Genomic DNA, 11569 nt, shown 5'->3' with positions numbered 1-11569 from the left:
CCTTATAATGATGTGGTGGTGAAGGCGAAGAGGTCACACCTGTTCCCATGCCGAACACAGCAGTTAAGCTCTTCAGCGCCGATGGTAGTCGGGTTTACCCCCGTGAGAGTAGGACGCCGCCACGTCAATTATGAAACCCCTTAGAGGAATTCCTCTAAGGGGTTTTTCGTATGGATACAGCTTACATGATGGTAATACAAAATCCACTTTATCGCCTCGCAGCAGTAGAATCATGATGTTTTTTATTGGAATCGCAAAGAGTGACAGTATATCTACTATACTTCTTCCCGATTGTTGAAAGTTTCATAAAAAAGAAAGTATAACATTCATAGATTGGGACAAACTAGTTTATAAGAAAGCCATCTGGGGAGGGAAATAGAATGAGAGAGCAAAGTTGCTGTAGTGTTTGTTCCAAACGAACGAGCAAAGGGATCTATGTGTTAAATGTGTTTCTATGTCACGAATGTGAACAAGAAATGGTCAACACGCCGGTAGAAGACCCTAAGTATCAATTCTTCGTGGATCAAATGTCGAAGGCACACCATCAATCTATGATCGTATCCTGATTTACGGCTTAGCAGCTATGAAAAAGTAGTTCCATAAGGGGCTGCTTTTTTTGTTTTCAATAGAGACCTCATTGTACAATCAGAGGTAGAGGAAAGAAGGTGTGTTATGGACCAAAACAGGAAACCCATCTATGAAGCGTTGATTGAACACCAAGAGAAGGACCCTATCTCTTTTCATGTCCCTGGACATAAAAGTGGTCGAGTGTTTCCGGAGACGGATGTTTTCAAAGGCATTTTGAAGATCGATGCTACGGAAATTGCCGGTTTGGATGATTTGCACGCTCCAGAGGGCATTATAAAGGAAGCAGAGCAACTCACTTCCGATTATTTTGGCAGCAATGAATCATTCTTCCTTATTAATGGTTCGACAGTGGGGAATTTAGCGATGGTGCTGTCTACTTGTGAGAGAGGGGACCGTTTAATTGTCCAGCGTAATTGCCATAAGTCTGTGTTGAATGGATTAGAGCTTGCTGGTGCTGAACCTGTGTTTATCGCTCCGGAGTGGGAAGAGGAGACAGGGCGTTATAGCTCTATAACGAGAGAGGTAATAGAAGAAGCGTTGCAGCTTTATCCATCTGCCAAAGGGGTGCTCCTAACCTACCCTGATTACTTTGGTAGAGCGTATCGCTTAGATGAAATTGCCGATGTGGTACATCGTTATGGTCTACCGCTGTTAATTGATGAAGCTCATGGCGTCCATTTTCAGTTAGGTGCGCCTTTTCCGAAGCCAGCACTTGAGTCAGGGGCGGATGTTGTCGTGCAATCTGCTCATAAAATGGCCCCTGCTATGACGATGGCTTCCTTTTTACATAGAGGGACAGAAAGAGTCGACCTTAGAAAACTCAAGCATTACTTACAAATGCTCCAGTCGAGTAGCCCATCTTATCCGCTGATGGCCAGTTTGGATCTAGCTAGGTACTTCTTGGCCACTATGACGGTAAAGGAAAAAGAGGACGCTCTTCATTTTATACAAGATATACGGACAGTGTTAGAGACTTATGATCACTGGCGACTCCTACCTGTGACGGATAAGGATGATCCACTTAAGGCAACACTGGAGGTAGAGGGGAATGGTTTTGAAATCGCCGAGGTATTAGAGGAGGTTCATCTCTACCCTGAGCTTGCTACAAGTTCTCAAGTGTTGCTCACATTCGGATTGGGGACTGCCTTTGATCTCAATGAATTAAAACAGAGGCTTGAGCTGCTGGATTGGAGATTAAAAAACAAGTCTAAGCATGCTACAATAAAGGTAGATCAACCACGGCTTCCCGTTGTTCAGTCGTTGGAGATGAGTTTTTCAAGTATGCAGGAAACCCCAGTGGAATGGGTACATTGGTCGGAAGCAGCTGGGAGAATTGCAGCAGAGGCGATACTTCCATATCCTCCGGGGATTGCTGTTGTCTTGAAGGGAGAACGAATGACTGAATCGCAGATCTGCTATATTGAAGCCCTTATAGGCCAAGGCGCTAGGTTTCAAAATGAAGCGATTGAAACGGGGATACGAGTGTTTAAAGGAGAATGAAAGTGACAGGATTGTTTGTAACGTTTGAAGGTGGCGAAGGGGCCGGCAAAAGTTCGGTATTACGAGAAGTCGGCCAGCAACTGAAAGAAGAAGGATATCCGGTTTTGGAAACGCGTGAGCCTGGAGGAATTGAAATTGCTGAAAAAATCCGCCACGTCATCTTAGAACCGTCTCACACAGCGATGGATGGCCGTACGGAAGCATTATTGTACGCTGCCGCTAGAAGGCAGCACTTGGTCGAGAAAGTCATTCCAGCTCTTGAAGAGGGCATGATCGTATTGTGTGATCGATTTATCGACTCGAGCTTAGCCTATCAAGGACATGCACGTGGGCTAGGGATGGACGATGTATATAAAATAAATGAGTTTGCTATAGAAAATCGCATGCCAGATATGACGCTGTTCTTCGATATTAAACCAGAAGAAGGACTTGCGCGTATTGAGGCGAATAAAGGCAGAGAGCAAAACCGCCTGGATCTAGAGAAGCTTGATTTTCATGAAAAAGTGTATGAGGCTTATCAACAGTTGGTGGAGCGATATGACCGGATTCAAGTCATTGATGCCACACCATCGATCGATAAAGTGGTGGAGTCAGCTTACAGAACGATTAAGCCCCATCTACCGACCAGGATGTTATAATAGGATAAAAATACGAGGAGGATTTACTCCATGAAAATGATTGTAGCTGTTGTACAAGATAAGGATAGCAATCGTTTGACGGATGCTTTAGCCGAGAACGATTTTAAAACAACGAAGCTATCGACGACAGGTGGTTTCTTGAGAGAGGGGAACACTACTTTCATGATTGGTTGTGAAGATGACCAAGTCGATGATGTATTGCAGGTGATCAAAGATAACTGCAGTCAGCGTGAACAGATGATTGCACCGATTTCCCCAATGGGCGGGAATGCAGATTCCTATATTCCAAAGCCTGTCAAAGTAGAAGTGGGCGGAGCGACAGTCTTCATTTTACCTGTGGATTCTTTTTTCCAGTTCTAATATAAAGGAGATTCCCTATGAAAATTAGTCAGGACATGCGCACTCAAGTGGAAGCGACACAGAAGCTGCCTCAACATACTAAAGGGAAGCAAAGCTTTGATACACTTGTTCAGTCGCAATCCCGTCAAATGCAGCAAGCCCAGTTGAATCAGCTTATGTCTAAGATTACGACGCAAGGGGAACGGGTTGCAAGGTTCCGCTCTTTTCGTGATCTGGCAAAATATAAACGGTTGATCAAAGATTTCATGAAAGAGTCCGTCCAGTATGGAATGAACTTAAAACATTCCCGTAGCTTCAGCCCTCATGGACAGACACGAAAGCTTACGATTGTCGAATCTGTTGATGAGAAATTAGCAGAGCTTACCGATGCAGTAATGGATCAGGAGAAGGGATCGATTGATCTACTAGGGATCATCGGTGAAATTAAAGGACTACTCATCAATATATATACGTAAGGACGGAAACGAACCATGCAGACATGGAACGAGATGAAAGAGTTGCAGCCTCTTGCTGCTCAGATGCTCATGAACAGCTTTAAAAAAAATCGCATATCACACGCCTATTTATTCCAAGGAAGCCGCGGAACGGGAAAGAAAGATATGGCTGCCTTGTTTGCTAAAGCAATCTTCTGTCCAAACCGGGAAGGGGCAGAGCCTTGTCAAAACTGTCGTGAATGCAAACGGATTGATTCAGGAAACCATCCGGACCTGCATTGGGTAGAGCCGGACGGGCAGTCCATCAAGAAAGAGCAGATCCTGCATTTACAGAAGGAATTTACTTATACAGGTCTTGAGTCGAATCGTAAAGTATATATCGTAGTCGATGCGGATAAGATGACGACGAATGCGTCGAATAGGCTTTTGAAGTTCTTAGAAGAACCGAGCAAACAGACAACGGCTATGCTATTGACCGAGAGCGGTCAGACGATGTTGGACACCATTCGCTCGAGGTGTCAGCTGCTCGCATTCCAACCTCTGAATCCTGCCCGTGTAGAGAAGCGTTTGGTAGAAGAAGGCGTTTCCCAGTCGAATGCCAAATTGTTGGCCGCTTTGACGAATAACTTGTCTGAGGCGCTTGAGATGAACGAGGATGAGTGGTTTGCTAATGTGCGAAAATTAGTGATACAATTAATTGAAGTGCTTCAAAATAAACCAAACGAAGGACTTTTATTTATCAACCATCAGTGGATGCCTCATTTCAAAGAACGAACACAGATGCAGCGAGGACTGGACGTACTCATGCTTTGGTTCCAAGATGTGATTAATGACTATTTGGACCGGGATGATGCAATGGTGTTTATCACAGAAAAAGAAAGAGTGAGCCAAGCTGCCATGAAGTGGTCACGTCAATCTGCAGCTCACTGTTTGTCTAAGATATTAGAGGCGAAGCGAAAGATAAATCAGAATGTCCATCCGAACTTAGTGATGGAACAACTTACCCTTCAACTACAGAGGTGATTACCGTATGATCGAAGTTGTAGGTGTCCGATTTAAACAGGCGGGGAAAATTTATTATTTTGATCCCGGCGGATTGAAGATGACGACAGAAGACTATGTCATCGTCGAAACAGTTCGTGGGATTGAATTCGGGAAAGTTGTCATTGCTAATAAATCCGTAGATGAAGAGGACGTCGTACTACCTCTCAAAAAAGTTATCCGTATGGCCGACGACAAAGATAAGGTCACGGTGGATGAAAACAAAGACAACGCTTCTGAAGCATACCGCGTTTGTGAGAAGAAAATTCGTGAACATAAATTGGACATGAACCTTGTTGATGTCGAATACACATTTGATCGCAATAAAGTGATCTTTTATTTTACAGCTGATGGTCGAGTCGATTTTCGAACATTAGTGAAAGACTTAGCTTCTGTTTTTAAAACACGCATTGAGCTCCGTCAAATCGGGGTTCGGGACGAAGCTAAGATGTTAGGTGGAATTGGTCCGTGCGGTCGTATGCTCTGCTGCTCCACATTCCTAGGTGATTTTGAACCGGTATCGATTAAGATGGCTAAGGATCAGAACCTTTCCTTGAACCCTGCCAAAATCTCCGGTTTGTGTGGACGTCTTATGTGCTGTCTCAAGTATGAGAACGATGACTACGAAGCAGCTAAGAAAGAGCTACCTGATCTTGGGGAAAGTATCGCCACGTCATTTGGAAAAGGAAAAGTCGTTGGACTGAACATGCTAGAAAGAATGGTCCAGGTCGAATTCCGTGATAAAGAGCGTGTCCTTGAGTACTCCTTACAAGAATTGATCGACGAAGGAGTCCTCCAAACCGAAGCTTCAGAATAAAAAGGTGGAGTCAAGCGTGAAGAAGAAAGCCATTTTTGAACAAGTATCCCACTTAGAGAGCCAAATCGGTGAATTATATGAACAGCTCGGCGATTTAAAAAAGCAGCTTGCCTATTTATTAGAAGAGAATCAGCACTTATCGCTTGAAAATCATCATTTACGACAACGTTTAGATCAAGAAAACGAAGAGAATCAATCATCCACTTCTTCGCGCGATTCCAAGCAGGATCGTGGCGCTGTAGTAGGTGAAGGCTACGATAACTTGGCTCGCCTTTATGAAGAAGGCTTTCATATTTGTAATTTGCACTTCGGCAGCCCAAGAGATGAAGACTGCCTATTCTGCCTTTCGTTTTTAAATAAACAAAAATAATCCCGTGTCCAAGCCTTTCCTTGTAATAAAGGGAGGGCTTTCTTTTTTTATATTTGCGTCAAAGTTGACGAACTCTTATGCTATTAAAAGATGGAAGACTCCGTACTTGTCCTTGATTATAGGAAAGAGTAGATAGATTGAATTGAAAATTATTGTTATACAGATATAAGAAAGGAACAAACAAGATGGTGCAATTGTATGGTGATGAACGAATCGATTTTTTGCTTGCAGAGGAGAATATGAGAATTATCCAAAGTGAAAGTGTCTTCGCATTTTCCCTAGATGCGGTACTATTAGCGGATTTTACGTATGTACCGAAAACAAGAGGGAAAATTCTAGATCTGTGTACAGGGAACGGTGTGATTCCGCTCTTTTTAACGACACGCTCGAACGTTCCGATTACAGGGGTGGAAATTCAAGAGAGACTCTATGATATGGCACTTAGGAATATCGAGCTGAATGAACTTGGCGACCAGTTGTCGATGATTCACGGGGACTTGAGAGATATGCCAGGGTATTACGGAAACGATAAGTTCGATCTCGTAACATGTAACCCTCCTTATTTCCCTACTCCGAAGCAAGATCAGAAGAACCTAAATGAACATCTGGCGATTGCAAGACACGAGATCCATTGTAACCTCGAGGAAGTGATTGAATCGTGCAGTAAGCTTGCTAAGTCAGGCGGCAAGGTATCGATGGTTCACCGCCCGGAGCGGCTGGTGGATATCTTGACGTTATTCCGCAAGTATAAATTGGAACCGAAGCGGATGAGGCTCGTCTATCCGAAAAAGGGAAAAGAGGCCAATATACTGTTAATTGAAGGAACGAGAGATGGTAACCCTGGTCTTGATGTTCTACCACCCCTCTATGCACTGACCGATTCTGGTGATTACACACCGGAACTAAGGAAGATACTTTATGGCGGATGAGCATTATGTCTACATGTTAAGGTGTAAGGATAATACGTTTTACACCGGCTATACGAATGATTTCGAGAACCGGCTGAAGATGCATGAATCAGGCAAAGGGGCAAAATACACAAGAGGACGAGGTCCGTTTGTAATAGAATTGGTGCAGACATTTGAGACGAAGAGGGAAGCGATGCAGACGGAATACCGTATTAAACGGCTGTCTCGGACCCAGAAAGAGCGTTACGTGAAAGAACAAGGAGGTTTTTAGAAAGTGAAGGTCCAAAAAAGTTTTTCGGATACAACGCTTGGGACGCTGTATGTCGTCCCTACTCCCATCGGCAACTTGGAAGACATGACGTATCGTGCGGTTCAAACGCTTCGTGACGTGAATTCCATCGCCGCAGAGGATACGCGGAATACAAAAAAATTATTGAACCACTTTGAGATACAGACTGGATTAGTGAGTTATCACGAACATAACAAACATTCAAAAGGCCCTCATCTCGTCGAATTAATGCAGGAAGGACAATCGATTGCTGTAGTGAGTGATGCTGGAATGCCGGCTATTTCGGATCCTGGTGCTGATTTAGTAGCACTGGCTGTAGAAGCAGATGTTCCTGTCGTTGTTTTACCGGGTGCGAATGCCGCACTTCCTGCTCTAGCTGGCTCTGGGTTATCAACAGAACAATTTCAATTTTGTGGCTTTTTGCCACGAAAAAAGAAAGACCGGGCAGAACAGTTGAACGAATTGAAGCGTCTGAAGGCAACCTTGATTTTCTACGAGTCGCCCCACAGATTGAAGGAGATGCTTACTCATACAGAAGAGATTTTAGGCGACCGGGAAGCGACGCTTGCTCGAGAATTAACGAAGCGGTATGAAGAATATGTCCGTGGCACGTTAGTAGAGCTTATCGACTGGGCTACAGAAGAGCATGTCCGCGGGGAATTTTGTGTGATCATCGAAGGAGCGTCCGGGGAGGAAGAGGATGCGAACGATATTTGGTGGTCGGACCTTTCTATTGTCGAACACGTTGAGCACTACATTGAAAAAGAGGGCATGAGAAGCAAGGATGCAATCAAGCAAGTTGCGGTTGATCGGAAGCTGCAGAAGCGAGACGTGTACCAAACTTATCACGTCGATTAAGATTTCTTTAACTTCTAGCTGACATAAAAAACCCCTTACTGCAGGCCTGTACCAGTAAGGGGTTTTTCTATAACATATGTCTATTTTTTTAGTCGTCTTTTAACCTATCGTCTCAAAAAAATTCTTTATCTGTTTCTATGGTTTTATTATTTGTTTAGGTTAGTTTGAATCTCTGAAAGCAGCTTTTCTGCGCCTTCTTTGCTTAGTACAAGGTTACCATTTGCAAGTTTCATATTGTCATCAGAAACTTCCCCAGTCACATGGCAAGTCATGTTCGGCTTGTACTTCTTAAGCACGATGCGATCATCGTCCACGTAGATTTCCAAAGCGTCTTTTTCATTGATTCCAAGAGTACGACGAAGTTCAATCGGAATCACCACCCGACCTAGTTCGTCAACTTTACGTACAATACCTGTAGATTTCATTATTCTGTCTCCCCTCAATCAAAAGTTTTTTCGTCATCTTTCGACATATGTCTCGACATAATAGTACCAACCATTCCCAGACAAGTCAATTCCTTATAAGCTAAAAACTGTTTCCAGATTTTCATACCAACCAGGGTATTCGAAATTACTGAATAATGCAACAAACAGACCTATTTAGGGAAGCGGAATAAAATTGTCTATACCAAAAATGGTTGATTTAACCATCTATCTTTTACATCTTATTTTACCAGAGTCTTTACAAATGTGAAATATGGTATTGTGTTATTTTTGACAGTTTTACTGGAAATTCGGTATATTTTAATGTTAGGAATGGAAATAAAGTAGATAAATCGATAGAATGAAACAATAAGCTTAAAAGCCAATACGTGCTTAGATTTTTTGAGGAGGGAACATGATGCCAGAGGAAAAGAATACCTTTTACATCACAACACCGATTTATTATCCTAGCGGTAACCTGCACATCGGACATGCCTATACGACAGTAGCTGGTGACGCTATGGCTCGATATAAACGACTTCAGGGGTATGAGGTCATGTATCTGACTGGAACGGACGAACACGGTCAGAAAATCCAGAAAAAAGCGGATGAGAAAGGCGTACAACCACAAGAATACGTCGATGAGATCGTAAGTGGTATTAAACAGCTTTGGGATAAGCTTGATATTTCCTATGACGATTTCATTCGTACAACGCAAGATCGTCACAAAAAGGTCGTAGCGAAGATCTTTGATTACTTAATGAAAAAAGGCGACATCTATTTAGATGAATATGAAGGTTGGTACTGTACATCTTGTGAATCCTTCTTCACCGAGCGCCAATTAGACGACGGACATTGTCCGGATTGCGGCGGTCCTGTCGAGAAGGTTAAAGAAGAATCCTATTTCTTCAAGATGAGCAATTACGTTGATCAGCTTTTGGATTTCTACGAAAAGAATCCGACTTTCATTCAACCTGAAAGCCGCAAGAACGAAATGATCAACAACTTCATCAAACCAGGACTTGAAGACCTAGCTGTTTCACGTACGACCTTCGATTGGGGTATCGGCGTTCCCGGCAATGAAAAGCACGTTATTTATGTATGGATTGATGCACTAAGTAACTACATTACAGCGTTAGGGTATGATTCGGATGATGATACGAAATACCAGAAATTCTGGCCGGCAGATGTCCAGCTTGTCGGAAAAGAAATCGTTCGTTTCCATACGATTTACTGGCCAATCATGTTGATGGCACTTGATCTGCCTCTTCCGAAACAAGTCTTTGCCCACGGTTGGATTTTGATGAAAGACGGTAAAATGTCGAAATCGAAAGGGAACGTGGTGGATCCGGTACAACTAAGTGACCGTTATGGCCTGGATGCGCTTCGTTACTACCTTCTTCGTGAAGTACCATTCGGAAGCGACGGGGTATTCACACCAGAAGCATTCGTTGAACGTACGAACTATGACTTAGCTAATGACCTTGGTAATTTGTTGAATCGTACGGTAGCGATGATCAGCAAATACTTTGATGGAAACATTCCTGCACTTACGCTTGGGGAAGATGAATTCGATCAAGATTTAGAGAAGCTCGCACAGGAAACGCGTCTATCTGTTGAGAACAACCTTGAAAACATGGAGTTCTCCGTAGCGCTTGCAGACTTATGGAAGTTCGTAAGCCGTACAAACAAATATATTGATGAAACACAACCATGGGTGCTTGCTAAAGATGAAGCGAAGAAAGAACGTCTTGGCAATGTGATGGCACACCTGGCAGAGTCCTTGCGACACATCGCGGTGATGCTGCAGCCATTCTTGACGCAGACACCAGAGCGTATTTTCAAACAACTCGGTGTACAAGATGATGCACTGAAGACTTGGAACAGTCTCGGAGAATTCGGAGCGATTGGAGCAGAGACAACTGTTCAAAAAGACGATCCGATCTTCCCTCGCTTAGATGCAGAAGAAGAGACACAAATCATCAAAGACATGATGAAAAAACCGGAACCGAAAAAGGAAGAAAAGAAACCGGAAAAGCCGGAGCAAGTCGAAGAAGTTACGATTGATGACTTCACGAAGCTCGATTTCCGAGTAGCGGAAATCACGAAGGTCGAAAAGGTGAAGAAAGCGGATAAGCTATTGAAAATCCAGTTGGACCTTGGCTATGAAGAGCGTCAAGTAGTTTCAGGCATCGCTGAACATTATTCCTTAGAGGAATTAGAAGGGCGTAAAGTGATCTGCATTACAAACTTGAAACCAGTAAAACTTCGTGGCGAACTTTCTCAAGGTATGATTTTAGCTGGAGAAGATGAGAATGGTAAGCTTGCTTTAGCTTCCATCGATCAAACGATGACCAATGGAACAAAAGTGAAATAATTTTCAAAAGGGAGGCGCAGGCTTCCCTTTTGTTTTGAATCGGAAAGGTGGATAACAGATGCTATTTGATACGCACGTACATTTGAATGCCGATCAATTCGAGGACGATTTGCAAGAAACGATCGCACGGGCTCACGAAGCGGGTGTCCGGTACATGACAGTTGTGGGCTTTGACCGAAAAACCATTCCGAAAGCCATTCAAATTGCCGAGGACAATGACCACATTTATGCAGCGGTCGGTTGGCACCCCGTTGACGCTATAGATATGACGGAAGAAGATTTGAACTGGATCGAAGAATTGTCCTCTCATCCTAAAGTGGTTGCTATCGGGGAGATGGGGCTGGATTATCACTGGGACAAATCACCGGTGGAAGTGCAAAAAGAAGTATTCCGTAAACAAATCGCCCTTGCCAAAAAGGTGAACATGCCAATCATCATTCACAACCGTGAAGCGACAGAGGATATTGTGGAGATCCTGCGTGAAGAGAATGCAGCAGAAGTTGGCGGCATCATGCACTGTTACAGTGGCCCTCCTGAAATTGCAAAGGAATGCATCGAGATGAATTTCATGATTTCTCTCGGTGGACCTGTAACATTCAAGAATGCCAAGCTTCCAAAAGAAGTAGCGAAAGAAATAGACCTTGAGCATATGTTGGTCGAGACGGATTGCCCGTTCCTAGCTCCACACCCGAATAGAGGTAAGCGAAACGAACCAGCCTATGTTTCTCTCGTAGCAGAACAAATTGCTGAGTTAAAAGGAATTTCTTATGAAGAGGTAAGCGAGATCACCACCCGGAATGCACTCAAATTCTTTGGAGTTTCGTCCTAATCATACGTACTTTCGTCCTAATGTTACAAATCAAGGGTGAAAATGTATGGGAATTGTAACATGTTTGTTATGTTAATCACGTAGGCGAAAAGGCATAATGGAGGAGTCAGCGAAAAAGGTGCTGGCTCCTTTTTCCAT

14 protein-coding genes and 1 rRNA gene are annotated in these 11569 nt (G+C 43.5%); 14 read left to right on the top strand and 1 reads right to left on the bottom strand.

Annotated features, from left to right (window positions below; all coding sequences use genetic code 11):
- Positions 1-11 precede the first annotated feature (11 nt).
- From rrf to rsmI, 12 genes are all read left to right on the top strand, one after another.
- A 5S ribosomal RNA gene (gene rrf / locus E4663_RS19140) occupies positions 12-125 on the top strand.
- 255 nt (positions 126-380) lie between these two features.
- Positions 381-566 (top strand): sigma factor G inhibitor Gin, encoded by a 186-nt coding sequence (locus tag E4663_RS19135; RefSeq protein ID WP_079477430.1) that lies wholly within the window; start codon positions 381-383, stop codon positions 564-566.
- A 106-nt stretch (positions 567-672) separates the two neighbouring features.
- Positions 673-2088, top strand: coding sequence for an aminotransferase class I/II-fold pyridoxal phosphate-dependent enzyme (locus E4663_RS19130; protein ID WP_135328779.1), 1416 nt, complete (start codon positions 673-675; stop codon positions 2086-2088).
- 2 nt (positions 2089-2090) lie between these two features.
- Positions 2091-2726, top strand: coding sequence for a dTMP kinase (gene tmk, locus E4663_RS19125; protein WP_079477428.1), 636 nt, complete (start codon positions 2091-2093; stop codon positions 2724-2726).
- Between the two features lie 30 nt (positions 2727-2756).
- On the top strand, positions 2757-3086 hold the full coding sequence (locus E4663_RS19120; RefSeq protein ID WP_079477427.1) for a cyclic-di-AMP receptor: 330 nt from the start codon (positions 2757-2759) through the stop codon (positions 3084-3086).
- A 17-nt stretch (positions 3087-3103) separates the two neighbouring features.
- A complete protein-coding gene (locus E4663_RS19115; protein WP_135328778.1) occupies positions 3104-3541 on the top strand; it encodes a YaaR family protein in 438 nt (145 codons plus the stop codon).
- A 15-nt stretch (positions 3542-3556) separates the two neighbouring features.
- The gene (gene holB, locus E4663_RS19110; protein ID WP_079477425.1) at positions 3557-4543 is read left to right on the top strand and encodes a DNA polymerase III subunit delta'; all 987 of its coding nucleotides are present in this window, start codon (positions 3557-3559) and stop codon (positions 4541-4543) included.
- A 7-nt stretch (positions 4544-4550) separates the two neighbouring features.
- On the top strand, positions 4551-5378 hold the full coding sequence (locus E4663_RS19105; RefSeq protein ID WP_079477424.1) for a PSP1 domain-containing protein: 828 nt from the start codon (positions 4551-4553) through the stop codon (positions 5376-5378).
- A 16-nt stretch (positions 5379-5394) separates the two neighbouring features.
- Positions 5395-5748, top strand: coding sequence for a DNA replication initiation control protein YabA (yabA, locus tag E4663_RS19100; protein WP_079477423.1), 354 nt, complete (start codon positions 5395-5397; stop codon positions 5746-5748).
- 185 nt (positions 5749-5933) lie between these two features.
- Positions 5934-6677 carry a tRNA1(Val) (adenine(37)-N6)-methyltransferase gene (locus E4663_RS19095; protein WP_135328783.1) on the top strand — a complete coding sequence of 248 codons (744 nt, stop codon included), beginning with the start codon at positions 5934-5936 and terminating at the stop codon, positions 6675-6677.
- Entirely contained in the window at positions 6667-6927 is a 261-nt protein-coding gene (locus E4663_RS19090; RefSeq protein WP_135328777.1) for a GIY-YIG nuclease family protein, read from the top strand. Before E4663_RS19095 ends, E4663_RS19090 begins: the two co-directional genes overlap by 11 nt.
- A gap of 3 nt (positions 6928-6930) precedes the next feature.
- Entirely contained in the window at positions 6931-7803 is an 873-nt protein-coding gene (gene rsmI / locus E4663_RS19085; protein WP_135328776.1) for a 16S rRNA (cytidine(1402)-2'-O)-methyltransferase, read from the top strand.
- Positions 7804-7949: 146 nt separating this feature from the next.
- Here the strand turns inward: rsmI and E4663_RS19080 are convergent, their stop codons facing one another.
- Complete coding sequence (locus E4663_RS19080; protein WP_079477419.1) at positions 7950-8228, bottom strand: AbrB/MazE/SpoVT family DNA-binding domain-containing protein; 279 nt, start codon at positions 8226-8228, stop codon at positions 7950-7952.
- 415 nt (positions 8229-8643) lie between these two features.
- On the opposite strand from E4663_RS19080, the gene metG reads away from it, so the two are divergent.
- Entirely contained in the window at positions 8644-10602 is a 1959-nt protein-coding gene (metG, locus tag E4663_RS19075; protein ID WP_135328775.1) for a methionine--tRNA ligase, read from the top strand.
- A gap of 58 nt (positions 10603-10660) precedes the next feature.
- Positions 10661-11431, top strand: a complete 771-nt coding sequence (locus E4663_RS19070) for a TatD family hydrolase (RefSeq protein ID WP_079477417.1) — start codon at positions 10661-10663, stop codon at positions 11429-11431.
- The last annotated feature ends 138 nt before the right edge of the window (positions 11432-11569 follow it).

The organism is Halobacillus salinus (assembly GCF_004684905.1).
GTDB lineage: Bacteria > Bacillota > Bacilli > Bacillales > Halobacillaceae > Halobacillus > Halobacillus salinus.
Note: the sequence above shows the minus strand (reverse complement) of the source record. Positions and strands in the feature narration are given on the sequence as shown.